This window comes from Flavobacterium potami (assembly GCF_020026915.1).
Taxonomy (GTDB): Bacteria; Bacteroidota; Bacteroidia; order Flavobacteriales; family Flavobacteriaceae; genus Flavobacterium; species Flavobacterium potami.
Genome location: NZ_JAINUY010000001.1, coordinates 744,298 through 765,617, shown reverse-complemented (window position 1 = coordinate 765,617; position 21,320 = coordinate 744,298). Strand labels below are relative to the sequence as shown.

Below are 21,320 nucleotides of genomic sequence, written 5' to 3'. Positions count from 1 at the left end.
TGCTTAACCAAATTACAGGGCTTCTAATTTAGTTGAAATCATCACAATTTTTATTAAAAGTTTCAGCTAAAGGCCTAAATAAAAATTGAATATTTCAAAGATAAAAAATCTAACAGCATCCGCCATGCGTTTTTTTAGAAATAAATAAGCAGTAAGACATCAGACACTATTTAAAAGCGATGCGGATCAATGTTTTAAAAACACCCAGGATTCTAAATTAACACATCTAAAAAAAATGGTTTAAAAAAATAGTCGGCTCCGGCTTCCCACAGACAAAACCTTAAATATGCCAGTGCAGTATGCAGATGTAGTGTTTGGCATTATTTAACTAAAGTTTTATGCCGCAAATGCAGTTGAAAAACTAAAGCCTTAAAAGTGACAATTTTAAAATTTTCCATAAAAATTGTATAAAAGCTGCCACAGCGGAAAAATTAATTTTACGCAAGACAAAAACTATTTTTTTACGCTGGCTGTTAGGCAGAAACAGCATACCGGATGAAGAAGTCCGTTCCATCGGAACCGCAACAAAAAATAAAATTGCTTACTTTTACAAAAACCAAAACTGTTATCCTGAATGCAGCAGCCCTTCCTAAAACTAGAAAATTGAATCAAGACCCAAATACTTCAGACTTTTACTTTCTTCAAAATGGAGGTGAAGCCGCCGAGCTAATTGAAAATATTGACTGGGAAAGCCATACTTTGGGCACTCCGGACACCTGGCCGGAGAACCTCAAAAACACCATTGCCACAATCGTGTCCTCAAAATTTCCGATGTTTCTCTGGTGGGGTGATCAGCTGATACAGTTCTACAATGATGCCTATCGTCCCAGTTTCGGAAATGAGGGCAGACATCCCAAAGCCATGGGACAGAAAGCCGTGGACTGCTGGCCTGAAATATGGGATTTTATCCATCCGCTGATTCAAAAAGTGCTGTCAACGGGAGAAAGCATCTGGTACGACGACCTGCTGCTGCCAATATTCCGAAACGGCAAAATGGAAGACGTATACTGGACTTTCAGCTATAGCCCGATAAGGGACGACCGCCGCCAGATCAAGGGTGTATTGGTAATCTGCAATGAAACCACTGAAAAAGTAAACAGCAGACTTCATCTGCAGCAAAGCAGCGACGAGCTGGAATTTGCCATCAACGCAGCCGAATTTGGGACTTATGATCTGGATCCAAGGACACGGCGCTTTTCTTCAAATGCAAGGCTCAAGGACTGGTTCGGGCTCAAAGCCGATCAGCAGGTGAAACTCGAACATGCCCTGGGGGCAGTCGCAGAGAAGGACCGTCAGCGTGTCACTGAATCAATTAATTATGCACTCCGATACGATTCAGGCGGGCGATACGATATTGAGTATACCATCATCCACCCCACTACCAAAATACCGCGGATTGTGCATGCCCTTGGAAAGGCATGGTTTGACAATACTAAAACCGCATACCGCTTTAACGGCATCCTGCAGGATATCACCGAGCACCGCAAAGCAGCCCAAGAGCTTCAAAAATCAAGACAGCTCACCGATCTTACCATACAGAGCATGGGTCTGGGACTTTTCAGCGTGGATTATGCCGCTGATACCCTGGAGTATTCCACTGAATTCAGCAGGATCCTCACCGGGAATTTTAAACCCGGCCTGGGCAGGAAGGATTTCCTCAAATACGTGCATCCCGATGACCTGCATCTGAGGACCGGCGCCATCAAAAGCGGTATAGAAAATGGCACCTTTAACTATGCCCCAAGGGTTATTTGGGACGACGGCAGCATACACCACATTGCCATATCAGCGGCACGCATCATCAATTCCGAAGCAAAAGCACCGATATTCTCCGGAACGGTCGCCGACATCACCGAAAAAGAAAACAGCCGTCTGGCTCTTGAGCAGGCACAGTCACGACTTGAAATGACCAAGCGGGAGGCAGACCGCCATTTTTCAAATGTAACCGACAGCTCCCCTACCGGGTTATGGCTTTCCAATCCGCAGGGAATGTTTACCTATTTCAACAAAACCCTTATTGATTTCACAGGGGTTCCCTACCAGGAACTGCTGGAGGGAAAATGGACCTGGGTCATTGCTGAGCAGGACTATAAAAAAACCAAAGAAGCATACCTTAAGGCCCTGGAGCAGAAAAGCCATTTCGATGTGCTTTTTCGGGCAAGGAAAAACAATGGGCAGCTGATCTGGTGCCGCGCCGCCGGCGACCCTTTTTATGATGCCGACGGACAGTACGGCGGCTACGCCGGGTTCTGCATGGACATCGATGAAATAATTTCCGTGCGCCAGGCCGTTATTGAAAGCCAGAACCAGCTCACCTCGATGATCGAGCAGTCCCCCGTGGGGATCTGCCTCTTTACAGGACTGGATATGAAGATCGAAATTGCCAATGATATCATGATTGGATACTGGGGCAAGGACAGCTCCGTGATAGGGCTGCCCATGGAAGAAGCCGTTCCCGAATTAAGGGGGCAGCCTTTTATGGATATCCTGCAGCAGGTCTACCGCACAGGCGAAACCTATTACGGCCATTCCGTACCGGCGGACCTGAAGCTCGACGGAAAAATCAGCACCTACTACTTTGAGTTTACCTATACCCCGATCCGCGACTCCAAAGGCACGATTTACGGGGTTATGGACATTGCCATTGACGTTACCGATCAGGTCATCGCCACCAAAAAACTCGAAGAGACAAGAATGGCGCTCGCAGGGGCTATTGAACTGGCCGAACTCTCCACATGGACGCTTGATGCCGAAACTAAAACCATTACCTGTTCGGACCGTTTCAAGGAGTGGCTCGGTTTAAGCGCCGGCACCGCAGACCGGGAAGATTTCCTGCAGCGCATCAGCGAACCCTACAGGCATAAAGTTGCCGCGGCCCTGGAAGAGGCGCTCAGCGGTTCGGCCGAACAATTTTATGATTATGAATTTCAGATTGTAAACAAAATAACAGGACAGCAGCGCATTATCCATGCCAACGCCCAGGTGCAGTACGGCAAGGATGGTGTGGTAAAATCACTCAGCGGCACGGCGCAGGACGTGACCAAAGAAAAGGAACTCCAGCAGGAGCTTACCTTCAAGGTAAAGGAACAGACCGCCGAGCTGCAGACTAAAAATGCCGAACTGGAGGCCAACAACCGCGAGCTTTCGCAGTTTGCCTATATCGCCTCCCACGACCTGCAGGAACCCATAAGAAAGATCAGCGTTTTTACCGATCTGCTGCAGAACAATCTGGGAAAGAACCCCGAGAAGGTAAATACTTATATCGACAAGATCAGCTCTTCTTCCAGAAGGATGGAGAACCTCATTAAGGATGTGCTGCAGTTTTCAAAGCTCACCCATATTTCACATCAATTTGTACCGGTAAACCTCAATACAGTGCTCAGCGAAATAATGGCAGATTTTGACCTGGTCATCGAACAGAAAAATGCCCAGGTAAGCATCGGGCAGCTTCCCCTCGTGCAGGCCATACCGCTTCAGATGTCGCAGCTTTTCGGCAATCTGCTCTCCAATGCCCTGAAATATACCAAGCCCGGCAACAGGCCCGAAATCAGCATTAACGCACAGCCTGTTCCAGAAGCTCAACTCAGGCTGCATGCACTGGATCTGGAACTTCCCTATATCAAAATAGAAGTGCGCGATAACGGCATTGGATTCTCACAGCAGTACGCCGAACAGATTTTCAATATCTTCCAGCGCCTGCATGGAAACGACCAGTATTCAGGCACCGGAATCGGCCTTGCCATGTGCCGCAAGATCATGCAGAACCACAATGGTGAAATTACTGCCGCATCGCAGGAAGGCTCAGGCACTGTTTTTACTATTATTATGCCTGCACTGCGCGAAAAAAATGGGGGATGATAAAAAATTAGGAGGGAAAATAGTATATTTACACTCCATTATTATACATATGACGACCATTTTTTTAATTGATGATGATCCAGACGACCGCGAAATCTTTGCTGAACTGCTGGCCGAAGACCATCCCTCAATTGTTTTGCAGCAAGCCATAAATGGCGCAGATGCCTTTGAAAAACTTAAATCAGAAAACTTTACAAAGCCGGATTTGATTTTTCTGGACCTCAATATGCCCATAATGGACGGGCGTACCTTCTTGCAGCACATTAAAATGGATCCCGACCTGAAGGATATACCGGTTATCATATATACGACATCCTCAAGTGATCTGGACAGGAATTTTGCCATGGAAAACAAGGCCGCCTTTTTCCTGACCAAACAATATTCGCTGCAGCAGCAGCGAAAGGATATTATGGCAGCCATAAAGAATTTCTAAACTGCAGATTTCCATCGCATTGCTTACAACTATTAAAAAGGGATTGTTTTTTATAAAACATGCCCTTTTTTAAATTTTGAACTCTTCACATGGGGTTTAATTCATTAAATGCAGACTCTTCTCTGCTGCAAGCCGAACAGCGGAAAGCTTCTCTCAGCTTTGCGGCAAAAAGTTAAAGCTGTTTTTTCAGCGGCCCAAAAGCAAGAATTCATCCCATCCTATTGAGATTACCGATTCAAAGAAATTTAAAAGCAGATTCATAACTAAAGCATAAAAACTAAGGAGATTTAAAAAAATCTCCTTAGTTTTATTAGTTTTTTTTGAATTCAAATGCAGCCCAGTAACAGCTGGAATTGTACATCCATCACACACAAGGGGCCAAATGGCTTTTTATTTTGAAAAAAAAACAAATAAATGTCCAAAACCGGAATACCCAGATGTCTTTAATGAAATTTTAAAAATAATTTATTATGAAAAAGTTCCTATTATTACTTCATGAAGACATTGAAAAACTAAACGAGCTCTCTTCAAAAGAAATGCAGCAGCTGGCTGATGCGCATATGAGGTGGGCAGAGAGATTAGCCGCGGCAGGACATTTGATTTCAGGCGACGGACTGCAGGAAAAAAGTGTTTTGATCAGCGGGAAAGACTGCATCATCAAAGACGGGCCTCATCTGGAATCCAAAGAAATTATTGGGGGATATTACTTACTGCAGGCAGAGGATTTAAAAACGGCTGTCGAACTGGCCAAGGAATGTCCCACGCATCTTTACGGAGGCACTACCGAAATCCGCCAGATAATGGAAATGGAAGATTATGGGCAATGAAATGTTTTTCGGGGAAGAAAGGAATTACCGGGCCTTGTACGGAAAGCTGTTTGCAGCGTTATTAAATAAGTTTGGTGCAGATTATATTTCTGAAATTGAGGATGCCATTCATAATTCCTTATTAAAATCCTTAAAAATACGCAGCCAGGATACCATCCTGAACAATATGGAAAACTGGCTTTTCATCGTTGCCCGAAATGACCTGCTGAACCAGATCAAAAAGGATAAAGAAAAAAACAGTTTTTCTGCGCAACATATGGAAGGTTATGCGGCGGAAAGCTGCCAGACTGACCTGCGGCTTCAGACCGTTCTCTTTATATCTGCTGTAGAAAATATTTCCAGCCAAGCCAAAATACTCTTTGCTCTTAAGGATATTTTTGGACTAAGCATATCTGAAATAAGCAGCTGCACCCTGATGGGTAAAGAAGCCGTTTACAAAAGCATTGCCAGGACAAAGAAAAACATAAGGTACCAATTTAAGGGCAAAACTGTCGAACTGGATTCAATAGCAGCCGTCAGGGAAGAAATCGCCATGGCAGAAGAAATATTTTACGCTGTTTTTAATATAGGCTACGACTGTTTTGATGAAAAGGCCCAAGGGGTTTTCAATGAAGATTTATGCCTGGACGCAATGGCTCTGACTAAACTTTTATACGGCCGCTATAAATATGGCTCCACAGGCAGTCTGCTGGCCCTTTTCTGCTTTCATGCCGCAAGAAGTGCAGCCCGGGTTGTGAATGGCAGGCTCATTTCTTTTTTCAGCCAGGACCGCGAAAAATGGAATACGGAACTGATCGCTTTAGGCTTTCATTATCTTAAAAAACCCAAAACCTTAAACCGTTTTTATCTTGAAGCGGTTATTATCAGCAGGTACATGTCCATTGCGGAGCTAACACAAAATGACTGGCTTGATATTGTGAAATTACATGAAATCATGCAGCAGGTCTGCCTGTCTCCTATTGCAAGACTGAACTATTGCTTTTGTCTGGCTAAAATTGGAAAAACGCAGCAGGCGCTGCAGATTCTTTCTCAGATTGAAAAAGAGCTTCCGGCCGAACATATCTATTTTTCTCTGGTAAAAGCTAAAATACTAAAAGAAACCAGACCTGAAGAGTCCGATGATCTGTTTACATCGGTGCTAAGTAAAATGAACCAGAAAATAAGGAAAGAATACCTGCTGGAAAACGAGTCAGTCGGATTATAAAATAAAAATATTTCAATTGATATGTCTTTTTTGATTTCTACCTTTTCAGATAAGAAACATGATCTCCAGCCGCAGGCTTTAGAACTGCATAAAATTAAAAAAGCGGCATCATTTAAAGCCTGCCGGTCTTCACTTCTTTCCGCCGGGAAATTCAAACACTGAAAAGCATAAAAAAGCCCCTTTAAAAAAGGGGCTTATCACATACAATCTCTTTACAGTATTACATCTTTGGAAGCAGGACAGCATCAACCACATGGATTACACCGTTTGACTGGTTTACGTCCGCTATGCTAACTTTAGACTTATTGCCGTTCTCATCGCTGATATATAAATCCTTACCCTCCATCCAGGCTGTCAGCGTACCGCCGCTTACTGTTTTCAGCACTGCTTTTCCTTTTCCTGCTTTTATCGCTTTTGCAATATCGGAACTGTTCATCTTTCCTGCAACCACATGGTAGGTCAGAATAGTCTGCAGCATTTTCATGTTTTCCGGTTTCAGTAAATTGTCTACTGTTCCTGCAGGAAGTTTGCCGAAGGCTTCATTTGTCGGCGCAAATACGGTGAAAGGGCCTTTTCCCTGAAGCGTCTCTACCAGTCCCGCCGCTTTTACCGCCGCCACAAGTGTGGTATGGTCCTTAGAGTTGACTGCATTTTCTATTATGTTTTTATTTGGATACATTGCTGCCCCTCCCACCATCACGGTTTTCTGGGCGTTCATCGTAAATCCGAATCCCAATGTTAAAACTGCCAAAGCTAAAAATTTTCTAGTTTTCATAATTACATTTTTTATAAAGTTATAAAGTCATCTACGCTTTAAACTGCTTTCTGGTTTTCATGAAAAAAAATGAATATTGAAAAAAATAAAATAAAAAAGCACAAAAGCCTTAAAGACTGCCCCTTAGGCTTATAAAAAAAAATATTTTTCTTCTATTTTTCCAGGCGATATTGATATTCGAAAAAGGCCCGAAAAATTAAAAACCCCATTTTCTAAAATTTAGCTGGAATGTTCAAGGCCGGCCATACCGCTAATATCTTTAAGCCTTACCTTTCTATAAAAGCAGCCTCATATGGCTCAGGCTGCTTTTATCCAATAAATCTGGGCACTGCTTTCCTGCAGCCACCTTGAGCACTTTATGAAAATGCATCAGCTTATTGCTGAACTGCCGGTGGTTCTGCCGGCATACCTGTAAAGGTTTTTCAAAATTGGCATTATATTAACAATTTATTCTAGAGTGAACCGCATTGGCGGTTTAACTTTGCATTTCCACACCATTCCATTCAGGACAATGCTCAAAAAACAATTTTTAAAAACAAAACAGCTTTTACTGCTGGGCCAGCAGAAGCTGTCCCGAAAACAGTTTATATTTCTCTCAAGCGTACTCATTGGAATTACTGCGGCCTTTGCCGTAATCTTTTTAAAAGCCTTCGCGCACTGGGTCTATTCATCTGCTACCTACATCAATGGAACATTAAAATTAAGTTTCATTAACAGCATACTGCCTGTTATCGGCATTCTGCTGACTGTTTTGGTAGTAAAGAAAATACTGGGAGGAAGCCTTGAAAAAGGAACCTCCCAAATTTTACATACAGTGGCCAGAAAGGCAAGCATTATCCCTAAAAAACAGATGTATGCCCAGATAATGACAAGCTCACTGACAGTCGGACTTGGCGGATCTGCAGGACTGGAAAGCCCTATTGTAATCACAGGCGCCGCTTTCGGATCCAACTATGCCCAGCAGTTCCGGCTGAGCTACCAGGAACGCACGCTGCTGATCGGATGCGGGGTCGCAGCGGGTATCGCAGCCGCTTTTAATGCGCCGATTGCCGGGGTTTTATTTGCCATAGAAGTGCTGCTTGTCGATGTGACCATTTCGGCTTTCACCCCCATTATGATCGCTGCCGCCACAGGCGCCCTGGTTTCTGCCGTTGTACTGAATGAAAACATACTGCTGGCTTTCCGCGAAAAGCAGAGCTTTGATTACCACAATATTCCCTTCTACGTACTGATGGGGCTTTTTACCGGTTTTACCGCCGTGTTCTACGCCCGTAATTTTTTAAAGACAGAACACACTTTTGCGCACTTAAAATACGGGCCCTATAAAAAAGCCGTAATAGGCGCATCTATTCTGGGGCTGATGATTTTTATATTCCCCACCCTTTTTGGCGAAGGCTATGAAAGCATCAAAACCCTGGCCGATAAAGATCCCGGAAAACTGCTGGAAAATACGCTGTTTTCAGATTTCGCTTCCAATGACTGGGTGCTGCTGCTCTTTGTCGGCACCTCAATGCTGCTCAAGGCTTTTGCCTCGGGAATTACGCTGGGAAGCGGCGGGAACGGCGGAAACTTTGCACCTTCCCTGTTTCTGGGCTCTTATGCAGGCTATTTCTTTTCAAAATTTTTAAACCTCACCGGGCTGACCGATCTGCCTGTAGGCAATTTTACCCTGGTGGGCATGGCCGGAATACTGAGCGGTCTTTTTCATGCGCCGCTGACTGCCATATTCCTTATCGCTGAAATAACAGGCGGCTATGATTTGATGATCCCCCTGATGATAGTGGCATCAGTAAGTTTTGCCGTTTCCAAACGTTTTGAAAAGCACTCCCTGGATGTAAAGAACCTGGCCAGAAAAGGAAATGCCTTTACCAGCAACAAGGACGCTAATATTCTCTGCACACTGGAAATTGAAGAGCTTATCAGAAAAGATTATCTCACTGTCGGCAGCGGACAGGACCTTGAAGATGTAGCAGGACTGTTAGCCCATTCGGATCAGGTAATTTTTGCGGCCGTCGATGATCAAAATGAACTCGAAGGACTGGTTTACTTTAATGATATAAGGGAAGTGATTTTCGATAATCAAAAATCAAAAAACATCCTGGTCAGAGATATAATGGCCCAGCCGATGCAGACTGCGCATCTGTTTGACAGCATGGAAACCGTTATGAAAAAATTTGAGAAAAGCGGCAGGGCTTATCTCCCCGTGCTCAAAAATGGAAAATACTACGGCTTCATTACCAAATCAGATGTGCTGGAATCTTACCGAAACAGGCTCAAATCAATGATTTTTGAATAAAGTCTTTTCTTAAACTGATTCAGACAGGATGCTGTGCGGGCTTGTTTCCGAATGTGCCGAAATAGTCTTATCTTAGCAGTACATGTCCTGAACAGGCACTTTGTACCACACTAATTTTAAAGACAATGGAAAAAATTACTGATCTGCTCAATCTTCGAGACGGAGAAGATGACAGGGCCAGAACGCTGGAAGCCGTTAAGAAAAACATAACCTTTAAAGGCGCAAACCTCTGGATCCTTGCCTGTGCCATTATTGTGGCTTCGGTTGGCCTGAATGTAAATTCCACTGCCGTGATTATCGGGGCAATGCTTATTTCCCCGCTGATGGGACCAATAGTAGGCGCCGGGTTTGCATTGGGCATTTACGATTTTTCACTGTTCAAAAAATCACTAAACAACCTGCTTACGGCAACTGTCGTGAGTCTGGCGGTTTCCACCCTTTATTTTTACCTGAGCCCTTTCAAGGATGTGCAGTCTGAACTGCTGGCCAGAACTTCTCCCAATATCTATGATATCCTTATCGCTTTTTTTGGCGGCGTGGTCGGCGTTATAGCCGTCACACGATCTGAAAAAGGAAACCCGATTCCCGGCGTTGCCATTGCAACAGCGCTCATGCCGCCGCTGTGCACCGCCGGCTACGGACTGGCAACCGGACAATGGAAATTTTTTCTCGGGGCCTTCTACCTCTACAGCATCAACTGCGTCTTTATAGGCATCGCCACATTTTTAATCATAAAATACCTGAATTACCCTGCCGTTAAACAGATTGATGAAACCCATCAGAAGCGCGTAAAATACATCATTGCTTTTCTGATCACTGTCATGCTGCTGCCCAGCAGCTATCTGGCGTACTCGCTTTACAGGGAACAGCAGTTTAAAAAAAATGCAGATCTTTTCATTGAGAAGGAATTCACCGATAAAGGCTATACCATCGTTTATAAAAAAACCGACTTCGGCCCCAAAAGCAGAAAACTAGAGCTGGCTTTTCTTTCAAGACGTTTTTCCCAGGCAGAAATTACAGCTCTCAAAAAGAGACTCAACCAGAACAAATACCTTTCAGACACCCGGCTGATTATCAGGCAGGACAGCACCGATCGTATGAATGCCCTGAAGGGAGACATCCTGAACCAGATCAAAAGCAGCGAGAATGAAATGAATTTAAAGGATGTTAAAATCATGCAGCTGGAGAAAGAACTAAGCAGCAATAAATTTGACAGCCGCCAGATCTTAAAAGAATCCAGAGCGCTTTATCCTGCCATCACCTCATTATCGGTAAGCAGAACCGCTTTAATCAATCAAAAAGACAGCATAACTGCTGTTACGGCCGTTATCTATGATGCAGAAAAAGACCTTTCTAAAACGGATGCTGAAAAATTACAGAAATGGCTCAACGAAAGATTATTGGTAAACAACGTTGAACTCTTCAGGAAACGTTAACGCTCCTGAAAAGTCCTGCTTTTTCTTTTGTTATACAGGCTCAGAATGCAGTACCCGAGGATACCTGCCAGCGTTGACGCTGCCAGTATGGCAAATTTGGCTCCATTCTGCAGCAGCGGATCTTCAAAAGACAATAGTGCAATAAATATGGACATCGTAAAGCCGATTCCTCCCAGCAGGCCCAGCCCGAGAACATGCGCCCAGGAGACAGATTCCGGCAGCTCTGCTATCTTTAATTTTACAGAAAGCCAGGACATAGCAAAAATCCCAATCGGTTTTCCAAGAAATAATCCCAGCATGATGCCAAGGCCCAGATTGCTGACAAGCCCTTCTATCATGGCAGATTCAAAAGTAATATTGGTATTGGCAAGCGCAAAGATGGGCATAATGAAAAAATTAACAGGCCTTGTCAGGAAATGCTCCAGCTTTTCAAGCGGTGACTCAGTATCATCTTCATTTGTGGGTACGGTCATCGCGACCAATACGCCCGCTATGGTGGCATGGATCCCGGAATGATGGATAAAATACCAGATTATAATCCCGGGAAGCAGATAAAACAGCAGGTTTTTAATTCCTGCCCGATTAAAGGCAATCAATAAAACAAACAATGCGCCCGCGTATCCAAGATAGATGAAATTAAGCTCTGAGGAATAAAACAGCGCTATCACCAGAATAGCAATCAGATCATCGACAATGGCCAGAGCAGCCAGAAAAATTTTAAGCCCTGACGGCACTCTGCTCCCTAAAAGAGATAAAATGCCAAGTGCAAAAGCAATATCTGTAGCCATGGGTATGCCCCAGCCTTTAGCTGCAACCGGATCTGCACTGTTAAAAAATGCGTAGATAAAAGCGGGGACCACTACACCGCCGACAGCCGCTAGGACAGGAAGCGCTGCATGGGAGAATGATGACAGCTCTCCTTCTATCACCTCCCGTTTAATCTCAAGTCCGACAAGCAGGAAGAAAACCGCCATCAGACCGTCATTAATCCAGAGCACAATAGGATATTGTAAATGGACCCAAGCAGCATTGAATCCCAATTTAAAGTTAAGGATCTCTTTAAAACCTTCCGACCAGCCTGAATTGGCAATCAGCAGTGATACCAATAACGAGATTATCAAAAAAATGCCGCCTGCCGAAGATGAGCGGAAAAAATGCATAAATATTTTTAAGTTTATCAGTTTTGTCATATTTACAAATTTAAAACTTAAAAACTGTTATTCCAACTCTAAAAGCAGCGCAAGCAACTCAAAAAATCAGCAATTCAAAGGATGTCCTCAAAATATAAGAAGGAGATCAGTTCAATGCCTTTGTGCATCTCTAAAAGCAATAATCCTATTTGCATGAAAAAAAATCAATCACTAATGGAATGTAACTCTCTACTGAAAGAAGCCGCAAAAAAATGGATGCGGCTAAACAAGAAAAAAGTTCTGCATCCGGCATTAAGAAAGAGGCAAAATTATCGATTTCTGCAAGATTAAAACAGCAGCACAGCATACACCCTCGAAAATTGGCATTTTGAAAGTGATACCCTTTATTTCTGCTTTTAGACTATTTACGTAAAAAATAAATTACCTTTATCCGGCATTACCACTTTATAAGAAATTAAAATTTATTTAAGCTTTAAATCCAATCCTATGAGCCAAGAAGAATTATTGGTATTAATCCGTAAAAAAGATGATAGAGCTTTCACCCATCTCTACGATATGTACTCAAAAAGCTTATTTTCGGTCATAAATATTCTGGTGAAAAACCGGGAAGAAGCCGAAGATGTCCTGCAGGAAGTCTTTGTAAAAATCTGGAAGAACATCGATACATACAGCGAAAGCAAGGGCCGGTTCTACACCTGGATCCTTAATATTGCAAGAAATACATCTATTGACAAGCTGCGATCCAAAAATTTCAACAACACCCAAAAAAACCTTTCCTCGGATAATTTCGTAAATCTATTAGATGATAGCAACAAGCTCACAAACAGAATTGATTCTATAGGAATTCAGGAATTCGTAAAAAAACTGAAACCAAAATGTATCGAGATTATTGATCTGCTATTCTTTAAAGGATATACCCAGCAGGAAGCATCGGAAGAGCTTGCCATGCCGCTGGGCACTATCAAAACACAAAACAGAAACTGTATCAACGATTTAAGAAATTATTTAAAGATATAATGGAAGATAAGGAATATATTGAATCAGGCATTTTAGAACTTTACGTTTACGGCCTGCTGACAGAAAAAGAGAACCTGGAAATTGCCGAACTGGCCAGAAAAACCCCTGAGGTTGAAAGTGAAATCATTGCTATAGAAAAAGCTGTTTCAGCCTTATCATCAAGCTTCTCACCTTTCCATTCGGTTGCCAATTTCGAGAAAATAAAAGCGCGTTTAGAGCTTAAACATACTAAAGTTGTCGATATAAAACCAGCATCAAACCTGCCGCAATACTTCGGCTGGGCGGCTGCAGTATTATTATTGCTAGGTTTTGGATATCAGACTTTAGAACTGGCAAAATCCAAACAGGCAGTCTCTGAGGCTGGAGGCGAAAAAAATAAAATTGAAAGAGAATATGCTTTTTTAGACCAGCAGAATAAACAGACTGAGAAAAATCTGAGTATTGTGAGAGACATTAAAAATACAAGCGTTACTCTGGGCGGACAATCTGTATCTCCGGCATCATTTGCAAAAGTGTACTGGAACAAAGAAGCAAAAACGACTTATATCGACGCGGCAGGTCTGCCAAACCCTCCAAAAGGAATGGTTTACCAGGTTTGGTCTTTAAAACTAAGTCCGGTGCTTACACCGACAAGTATTGGTCTGCTGGATAATTTTGAAGAAAACTCTCAAAAAATCTTCGCTGTAAGCCAAACCGATTCAGCTGAAGCTTTTGGCATCACGCTGGAACCTGCAGGGGGAAGCCCGACACCTACAATGGAGCAGCTTTATACTTTAGGAAAAGTCTAATTCCATAAAAAGTCCTAACTAAAAAGCGCATATTGATACTATTCAATATGCGCTTTTTGGGATTCAATACTGCACTCTGGCGGAACTTTAACCAAACCCCTTAGCCATAGTAAAAAAATCTAAAATCATCGTCAAATTTTGATTTGAATAGTTTCTCATGATAATAGTTTAAATTTGTGCAGCCAAAGTAGAATTTTAAAGCATGCTTTCAATAATTAAATACTTTCGACTGATACTTTATTTGATTAAAAAGTTTAAGCTTACCGTTTTTTAGCGTTTAACCCTCGAGGATGTTTATAAACTGTTTTTGACCAACAATTTCAAATAGTAATCTTCCAAATTCACTTGAAAAATAAGATAAATTTAAACTTAGCGTAAGTTAAAAGTTAACAGGATTCGAACGCCAAAAATAGAATAGACCCATACTCTTATTATTTAAATTTCTATTTAATTGAAATAATGAAAACCCATTAAATAACTATTTATCATTTATTGAATTTTCCGCTCTCATTCTCTTATTATCAATTATTGCTCAGCTGGGGCAGAAAATTAGTTTACTACTCAAGCTGGCACGCCGGCCTGCCTTTTTTATAATATGGATCAATGATCTCATATTATTTATAGTAAACAAGGTAACGATAAAATTAATTAATAATCATCTAATTATCACTAAATTAATTAGTCTAACTTTACCAAATGAGGAATTGATTACTCCCATGCAGAATTAAGTAAACATTTTTTGGAAGATTATGTTTATGGACAAGCCCGTCGCAGCGTGCAGCGCAGCTGACGGGTTCTATTTTTGTATAGCTTGCTCAGAACTTTGCTGTAGGTTTCAAACTGAAGCTGATTAAGCAGTTATGACAGATTGATTTTGTATTTTTCTTCTATTGGTGAAGAAGCCTTATTCGGTGCAAGATGCCCTATCTGAAATACTTTTTCAATGAATTCAATGCTTTGATCCACTGAAGTGTTTTCATTTTTTAAATGGCTGGCAAAATGGTTTGTTAATTTTTGAATAATTCTTGAACTGATTAAATCCATCTGTGCATCATCAAAATGGGTTGTTTTCTTTTTTTGAAAAGCAAATTCTGCTGATACAATATCATTTAGCTTGGATTTTAAGGCATGAATAGTCGGAGCACATTTTCGGCCGTTCACCCAGGTATTCAGTTCTAATTTTAGATCATCAATAATGGCTTCCGCAGCAGGAATATGCTGTTTTCTCTTTTCCAGCGTGTCATCAGTAATTTGAGATAAATCATCCAGATGTATCAAAGTTACACCGGGGATTTCTTCTACATTGGTATCTACATTGCGCGGGATGGATAAATCCAAGATCAATAAGGGTTTCTGTAACGCAAGCAATGTTTTGTCAATAGTCGGATTTTGTGCTCCTGTAGCTACAACCAGCACATCGGCCTGCTGCAGTTCCTGTTTTAAATCAGCATAATCTTTTACAATAACATTCAGCTTGCCAGCCAGTAATTCGGCTTTGTTTTTTGTTCTGTTTATAAGGGCAATATGGCTGTTTTTAGTATGTTTTACTAAGTTTTCGCACGTATTTCTTCCTATTTTCCCCGTTCCGAATAACAAAATATTTTTGTTTCCAATATCCGCCACATTACGCATAATATACTGCACTGATGCAAAAGAAACTGAAGTTGCACCGGAAGAAATTTTCGTCTCCGTCTTAACTTTTTTGCTCGCCTGGATAACAGTATTTACCAACCGGTCCAGAAATGTATTAACCAAACCTTCCCGTTTACTATTGTTAAAGGCGGTTTTAATCTGGCTGATGATTTCAAAATCACCCAGAATCTGACTGTCTAAACCTGTCCCTACCCGGAACATGTGGCTGACAGCCTCTTCATTCTTATATATATAAGCAGCCTGCTGAAATTCTTCTACAGAACCATTGCTGTTTTCGCAAAGCAGTTTGATGAGTTCATAAGGATGATGGGCAAAACCATAAATTTCAGTTCTATTGCAGGTAGAAGTAACAACCAATGATTCTATGCCTTCTGCCTTGGCCTGCAGCAATAAATCAGATTGTGCTTTAGCATCTAGACTAAATTTCCCTCTTATAACTGCATCTGCTTTCTTGTAGCTTAACCCCAATGCATAAAAAGTAGTGGATCTGGACATATTAAAATTTTCCATATTTATGGTTTCCTTAAAAGGTTCAAAAATTATTGCATGCAGAATTTATATAACAGCGCCCGAAGTGCTTTTTACATCACTATGGAATAAATGGATTTAAACTGCGGTTTTATATAATTTCCAGGTATTATAAAGCTGACAGGTTTTGAAAAATATTTATATACTTCAAATAGTATTGAAATATAAAACGCTGCCTTTTTCAGGCAGCGTTTTGAGAAGAAATTTATTTTTGAACTATAGGAGTTCTCAATGATTCCAAAACAGCAACAATATCAGTATAAAGTTCTGTATTTGAAGCAACGCCATTCGCATTGGCCGCAGCTCCAACATATCCTTCAAATTTTGTATAATCTGCACTGCTTGATTTTGTTCCCATACGAGGATTTTTTGCAGGATCATGCGCAGCCGACATACTCAAACCAGAATATGTATTTACAGCATTTGTTCCTCCCGTATTAAACGAAAAGAAATCAGTAAGGTTATCTGATAATTTAGCAATATTGGTAGACTGGGTAGTTCCAGTTTCTGCTAATAAAGGGGCAAAATGTGCCTGCAGATTACCTGACGCGTTGGATTGGATATCAGCAACAATCAATCCGATAGTTGAATTTACCACTTTGCGGAAACTCAAACGTCCCTGCTCGATCATCTGGCCGGAATTATCAGGATCAGAAACCATTTTAGTTCCGCCTAATCGCTCGTAGATAGAAGCCTTAACCGGTGCTGGGGTTTCATCGTCATTACTGCTGCAGGAAATCATAGCTGCCGATGCAGCAATTAGTACACTAAGTGTAAGTTTTGAATAAACTTTCATAAATTTAAAGTATTAAAGGGTTAATTAAAAAAACGATTTATCTTTTGAGACAGTCTATAGCTCAAACTATTTTGATTCATTGGGCAGACTTCTTTGTCTGCTAAATTTGCCGGTAAAATATAACGCTGCGCATCGTAACGTCCTTTAGCCATCAGCTCGTTGAAAACTTTCTCAGAGTTTGTAATTTTATTATTGTGGAAGTACACCACAACATTTCTTTTAACGATGATAGAATCTGATGTGAGGCCTTTTATGCTTCTCAGGTCGGCACAGATTTTTCTGGCCTGCAGAGAATCGATGTCTGATTTAAAATCGATTCTGCTTACCTGAAGATTTGGGGTGTCATAAACTGGGGGTTTGGCCGTTATAATGTGAAAAAGCAAAATCGCGGCAAACAGTACAAATATTCCGCTGAGAATTAAAAGTCCTTTTTTGATTATTTTATTAGTTTTCATAATTTTTATGGTTTTAAAATTATCTACGTGCACTTCATCGCTGCGGTTTTAGAAATAATAGAAAAACAATCAATTTAGAATCATTTTAAATACAGAAATTACCTAATAATTTAATTATAAAGCAGATACTAGAAAACCCTGGCAAGATTAAATCCAAAAAATATATCTCCTTTTGTCCAGTCGCCAGTGGTTCTTCCCAGATACCCAGCCTCATCAATTGCCTGTGAACTGGTAAAATGCATTTGGAAAACATGTCCGCCGGTTTCCAGATCAAAACCTATAGACAGCGGATTTTTATAAAGTGAATTTGGCGCTCTGTTTAAATGCGCCGCATAATCCATATTTAAGGACCAGCGCTTAGCGAATTTATATCTTCCTCCAAATCCTATGGCATATTGGGAATTGCTTTGGTCTACATCTTCAACAAAGTTTTGATGAAAGAATGACGGCACAATTTCTAAAGACAGCTTTTCAGAAAATTTTCTGGAAATCAGCAGTTGCGCAACATAAGTCAGCCTGTCTTTAAATTGAAGTTTCGGATACAGGCTTTCTTTTAATGTGTTATTAATAGACAAACTATTAAATCCGGCGATAGTAACAGGAAAGCCGTCTTTTATTTGAGGAAACAGCATATATTTTGTTGCAAAGTCATAAGCAAATTCACTTCGGGCTGCACTTACATTAAGTCCATTTGTTACACCGTAAATAAATTTAATCTGCGTATTGGCATTATCGAGTCCATAAAAACCTTCAAAACCATCTTTAATAGAGCCGAATCGGTGTGCAACAACAAAATACAAATCGCCTTTTGCGGCCAATTTTGTAGATTCGAGATTAACGATTTTTAAGGCTTTGAATGCAGATGTCACTTTTTCTTTTGCAGAAGGAGTTTCTACTCCAGACAATAAATCGGTTTGGGAGAAGGTTAACAGCGGAAATAAAAAAAATAATAGAATAAAGTTTTTCATGAGGTTAGTTTTAAATTGTTATTTGTATTAGTGTACAACTGAAGATTGGTCTATTTTAAATTCCTGGAGCAATTCGTCATATCCTAAAAAACGCCCTTTAATTTTTAGGGTTTTTCCAGATATAATATTTTGCGGCAAACGGTTTTTGAATGTCACAAATACTTTTTCGCTCATAACAATTCCATTACTGGCTTTATCAATACTTGTTACTCGTGCAGATAGTTCAATTGTTTTGTCCTGATATTTGATGTAAGCCAGACTGTCGTTTGAAGTAAACTCTCTTTCTAGTTCATTAACGGTTACAACATAATCGGCAGTTTCTGATTCTATATTTCTATGTCCTTTGTAGAGGTAGAGGTACGCTGAAATTCCGATTATTATAAAAAGGAAAATTGTAATTAGTATTTTTTTTCTCATAACTGGTTTTTAGTATTTCAAATTATCTACGTTAAAAAATACCTATTGGATTTAAATCATTAAATATGCCTCTTGCCAAATCTGTATTATTCTTTTCAACGTATATAATTTTGAAATGCCTGATGATCCTTAAAAAAATCATGCATTTATTTATAACTAAAAACCAATCTTATGAATTTAAAAACCCTTCTGGCCATCTCATCATTAGCTTCAATTTTTGTAAGCTGTGCCAACGATGATCCAAGTACTTTAATTGACTCTACACCAATTAATGGTTTGGCAACATACAACCAAAATGTAAAATCTATTATTGATAATAACTGTGTTGTATGCCATGCGGCAGTTCCTAAAAATGGAGCGCCGATGTCTTTAGTTACTTATGAACAGGTTAAAAATGCAGTTTTAAATCGTGGACTGCTTACACGAATTTCTTTAGAAAATGGAGATAGTTCCTTAATGCCACAGGGTGGCCCAAGATTGCCTCAAGCGACTATTGACATTATAAATAAATGGAATCAGGATGGATTATTAGAAAAATAATCTATAACAAGAACATGAAGAAAATCATAATAATGCCAATGCTATTGGCTTCTTTTATTGTTTTTTCACAAGAAAAAATAGTAACCAAATCTGCAACAATAACTCTGGAAGCTTCAGTACCTTCTTTTCAGCCGGTTGCAGGAACTAACAGCAATGTAACTTTTGTTTTGAATCCCGCAACTGGAGAAGTAGCAAGTCTGGCTTTAATGAAAGGATTTGAATTTGAAATGGCATTAATGGAAGAACATTTTAATGAAAATTACATGGAAACCGATAAATATCCGAAAGCTATTTTTAGAGGGCAAATAGAAGGATTCGATATTAAAAGTCTTACAGAAGATTATAAAGATTACACCGTAAAAGGAAAATTAGAAGTGCATGGAAAATCCAAGGATATAAGTGCCGATGCAAAAATTACAAGATCGGGTTCCCGAGTCACCTTTATATCTGATTTTGAAGTAAATGCGAGTGATTTTAACATTCCAATTCCAGCGCTTATTAAATATAAACTGGATAATAAAGTCAAAATTCAAATTATTGCAGTTTTAAAATAAGACTGCATAAAACAGAATGATTTTATAAAAAAATAAAGGCAAAATAATGAAAAAAACAATACTTATTGCAATGCTGTGTGTTTGCGCCATTGGCGTATCACAAGAAAAAATGATCAGTAAATCGGCAAAAGTCATTTTTGAAGCTTCCGTTCCTTCTTTTGAAGAAGTTAAAGCAGTAAATCAGAATGTTACTTTTGTTTTGAATCCAGCAACAGGAGAGATTGCAAGTTTAGCCCTGATGAAAGGTTTCCAGTTTAAGGTTGCTTTAATGGAAGAACACTTTAATGAAAATTATATCGAAAGTGACCAATATCCAAAAGCCGTATTTAAAGGAAAAATACAAGGGTTTGATCTTCAAAGCCTAACAGTAAATCCCAAAGATTTTATCATTAAAGGCAAATTAGAACTTCACGGTAAATCCAGGGATATAAATACTGCTGCAAAGATAAGCAGATCACCATCAGGTGTCAGCATTTCATGTAATTTCAGCGTAAATGCCAGTGATTTTAATATTGAAATCCCAAATTTGGTTAAAAGCAAGCTTTCCAATAAAATAAATATCCAGGTTGCCGCAGTCTTAGAAACCAATAGACAATAATCTCCTGAACACTATCTTGAAAAGTCAGTAATTTTTATATAAAAAAAATGGAGGAAGAAATACAAATTGAGGAAGACCTTACCCTTATCCGTTTCCAGAACGACAGCTCAGAATCTTTTTCTGCACAGCACGAAATAGGTGCCGGGCTGATACAGTTTCATTTCGGACTAAAAGGCAATGCATTTTTTTTGTCCAGTCAGAACCATTGCACTTTAGAATTAAAAGAGGAAAAATCACTGATTTTGTGCAATCTGCAGCGTCAGTCATCGCTTAAGGTAGAACTTTCTCCAAATTCATGGGTGATTTCTATTATTGTTTCGATTAATAAATTTCACTCGTTATTTTCCATTCAAGCAGATTATATTTCTATTTTAAGCCCCGATAAGAAGAAAAAAAAGTATTATGCCGAAGGAACCATCTGTCCTTCTATGGCTATTGTTTTGAGCCAGCTGTTTCATTACAGCCTTCATCCTTCCCTAAAGAACCTTTATTATAAAGGAAAAGGATATGAATTATTGAGTTTGTATTTCAATAAAATGGAAGATCCAAACGCAGTGCAATGTCCATTTTTGATTGATGAAGATAACGTAATGAAAATCAAAAAAGCCAGAGAAATACTTATCGCTAATATGGCCGAACCGCCAGGACTGCAGCAGCTGGCAGATGAAATTGGACTGAATATGAAAAAATTAAAAATAGGCTTCAAACAAATTTATGGTGATACGGTTTATGGTTTTCTCTTTGATTACAAAATGGATTTTGCACTAAAACTATTGGACAGCGGTTCTTACAATGTAAATGAAGTCGGCCTGAAAATAGGATATAGCACCGGAAGCCACTTTATTGCGGGATTCAAGAAAAAATTTTCCACAACCCCAAAAAGATATCTGATGTCCATTAATACCAATCATAAAAACAGTATCGCTTTTATAGATTAGAGCATAAATAAAAATATATTAATTGATTTCTAAGAAGCGGCAAGCACTGAGTTTGAGGAAAAATTAGAACAAATCTTAAAACAAAAAA

The 21,320-nt window shown here is 40.1% G+C and carries 19 protein-coding genes; 12 read left to right on the top strand and 7 right to left on the bottom strand.

The window, feature by feature from the left end:
* The first annotated feature begins 495 nt into the window (after nt 1–495).
* The 4 genes from K6T82_RS03300 (at nt 496) to K6T82_RS03285 (ending at nt 6,322) form a co-directional block, all read left to right on the top strand.
* Nucleotides 496–3,858: a PAS domain-containing sensor histidine kinase gene (locus tag K6T82_RS03300; RefSeq protein ID WP_223704584.1), complete on the top strand. Its 3,363-nt coding sequence runs from the start codon at nt 496–498 to the stop codon at nt 3,856–3,858.
* Nucleotides 3,848–4,291: a response regulator gene (locus tag K6T82_RS03295; protein ID WP_223704583.1), complete on the top strand. Its 444-nt coding sequence runs from the start codon at nt 3,848–3,850 to the stop codon at nt 4,289–4,291. Before K6T82_RS03300 ends, K6T82_RS03295 begins: the two co-directional genes overlap by 11 nt.
* A gap of 470 nt (nt 4,292–4,761) precedes the next feature.
* Nucleotides 4,762–5,118, top strand: a complete 357-nt coding sequence (locus K6T82_RS03290; protein ID WP_149207815.1) for a YciI family protein — start codon at nt 4,762–4,764, stop codon at nt 5,116–5,118.
* Complete coding sequence (locus K6T82_RS03285; protein ID WP_223704582.1) at nt 5,108–6,322, top strand: DUF6596 domain-containing protein; 1,215 nt, start codon at nt 5,108–5,110, stop codon at nt 6,320–6,322. Before K6T82_RS03290 ends, K6T82_RS03285 begins: the two co-directional genes overlap by 11 nt.
* 220 nt (nt 6,323–6,542) lie before the next feature.
* On the opposite strand, the gene K6T82_RS03280 is transcribed toward K6T82_RS03285, so the two are convergent.
* A complete protein-coding gene (locus K6T82_RS03280) occupies nt 6,543–7,097 on the bottom strand; it encodes a fasciclin domain-containing protein (protein WP_149207817.1) in 555 nt (184 codons plus the stop codon).
* A 511-nt stretch (nt 7,098–7,608) separates the two neighbouring features.
* On the opposite strand from K6T82_RS03280, the gene K6T82_RS03275 reads away from it, so the two are divergent.
* Both K6T82_RS03275 and K6T82_RS03270 read left to right on the top strand, forming a co-directional pair.
* A complete protein-coding gene (locus K6T82_RS03275) occupies nt 7,609–9,393 on the top strand; it encodes a chloride channel protein (RefSeq protein ID WP_223704990.1) in 1,785 nt (594 codons plus the stop codon).
* A gap of 125 nt (nt 9,394–9,518) precedes the next feature.
* Nucleotides 9,519–10,829, top strand: a complete 1,311-nt coding sequence (locus K6T82_RS03270; protein ID WP_223704581.1) for a DUF389 domain-containing protein — start codon at nt 9,519–9,521, stop codon at nt 10,827–10,829.
* Here K6T82_RS03270 and nhaA read toward each other — a convergent pair.
* A complete protein-coding gene (nhaA, locus tag K6T82_RS03265; protein WP_223704580.1) occupies nt 10,826–12,019 on the bottom strand; it encodes a Na+/H+ antiporter NhaA in 1,194 nt (397 codons plus the stop codon). The two genes, K6T82_RS03270 and nhaA, sit on opposite strands and share 4 nt — an antisense overlap.
* Nucleotides 12,020–12,466: 447 nt before the next feature.
* Here nhaA and K6T82_RS03260 point away from each other — a divergent pair, with 447 nt between their 5' ends.
* Together K6T82_RS03260 and K6T82_RS03255 are read left to right on the top strand one after the other, a co-directional pair.
* Nucleotides 12,467–12,997, top strand: a complete 531-nt coding sequence (locus tag K6T82_RS03260; protein WP_223704579.1) for an RNA polymerase sigma factor — start codon at nt 12,467–12,469, stop codon at nt 12,995–12,997.
* Nucleotides 12,997–13,785, top strand: a complete 789-nt coding sequence (locus K6T82_RS03255; protein ID WP_223704578.1) for an anti-sigma factor — start codon at nt 12,997–12,999, stop codon at nt 13,783–13,785. The genes K6T82_RS03260 and K6T82_RS03255 overlap by 1 nt, the downstream gene beginning before the upstream one ends.
* An 858-nt stretch (nt 13,786–14,643) precedes the next feature.
* Here the strand turns inward: K6T82_RS03255 and hemA are convergent.
* From hemA to K6T82_RS03230, 5 genes are all read right to left on the bottom strand, one after another.
* Nucleotides 14,644–15,948: a glutamyl-tRNA reductase gene (gene hemA, locus K6T82_RS03250; protein ID WP_223704577.1), complete on the bottom strand. Its 1,305-nt coding sequence runs from the start codon at nt 15,946–15,948 to the stop codon at nt 14,644–14,646.
* Nucleotides 15,949–16,171: 223 nt separating this feature from the next.
* Nucleotides 16,172–16,762, bottom strand: coding sequence for a globin family protein (locus tag K6T82_RS03245; protein WP_095955078.1), 591 nt, complete (start codon nt 16,760–16,762; stop codon nt 16,172–16,174).
* 20 nt (nt 16,763–16,782) lie between these two features.
* Nucleotides 16,783–17,217 (bottom strand): hypothetical protein, encoded by a 435-nt coding sequence (locus K6T82_RS03240; RefSeq protein WP_111290880.1) that lies wholly within the window; start codon nt 17,215–17,217, stop codon nt 16,783–16,785.
* 128 nt (nt 17,218–17,345) lie between these two features.
* A complete protein-coding gene (locus tag K6T82_RS03235) occupies nt 17,346–18,185 on the bottom strand; it encodes a DUF5777 family beta-barrel protein (RefSeq protein ID WP_223704576.1) in 840 nt (279 codons plus the stop codon).
* Nucleotides 18,186–18,212: 27 nt separating this feature from the next.
* Nucleotides 18,213–18,602: an OB-fold protein gene (locus K6T82_RS03230; protein WP_223704575.1), complete on the bottom strand. Its 390-nt coding sequence runs from the start codon at nt 18,600–18,602 to the stop codon at nt 18,213–18,215.
* Nucleotides 18,603–18,773: 171 nt separating this feature from the next.
* On the opposite strand from K6T82_RS03230, the gene K6T82_RS03225 reads away from it, so the two are divergent.
* The 4 genes from K6T82_RS03225 to K6T82_RS03210 are packed head-to-tail and all read left to right on the top strand — an operon-like array spanning nt 18,774 to nt 21,232.
* The gene (locus K6T82_RS03225) at nt 18,774–19,142 is read left to right on the top strand and encodes a hypothetical protein (RefSeq protein ID WP_184160480.1); all 369 of its coding nucleotides are present in this window, start codon (nt 18,774–18,776) and stop codon (nt 19,140–19,142) included.
* A gap of 14 nt (nt 19,143–19,156) precedes the next feature.
* Nucleotides 19,157–19,696 (top strand): YceI family protein, encoded by a 540-nt coding sequence (locus K6T82_RS03220; protein ID WP_184160478.1) that lies wholly within the window; start codon nt 19,157–19,159, stop codon nt 19,694–19,696.
* Nucleotides 19,697–19,742: 46 nt separating this feature from the next.
* On the top strand, nt 19,743–20,294 hold the full coding sequence (locus tag K6T82_RS03215) for a YceI family protein (RefSeq protein ID WP_219071217.1): 552 nt from the start codon (nt 19,743–19,745) through the stop codon (nt 20,292–20,294).
* A gap of 47 nt (nt 20,295–20,341) precedes the next feature.
* On the top strand, nt 20,342–21,232 hold the full coding sequence (locus K6T82_RS03210; protein ID WP_223704574.1) for an AraC family transcriptional regulator: 891 nt from the start codon (nt 20,342–20,344) through the stop codon (nt 21,230–21,232).
* Nucleotides 21,233–21,320: the final 88 nt, after the last annotated feature.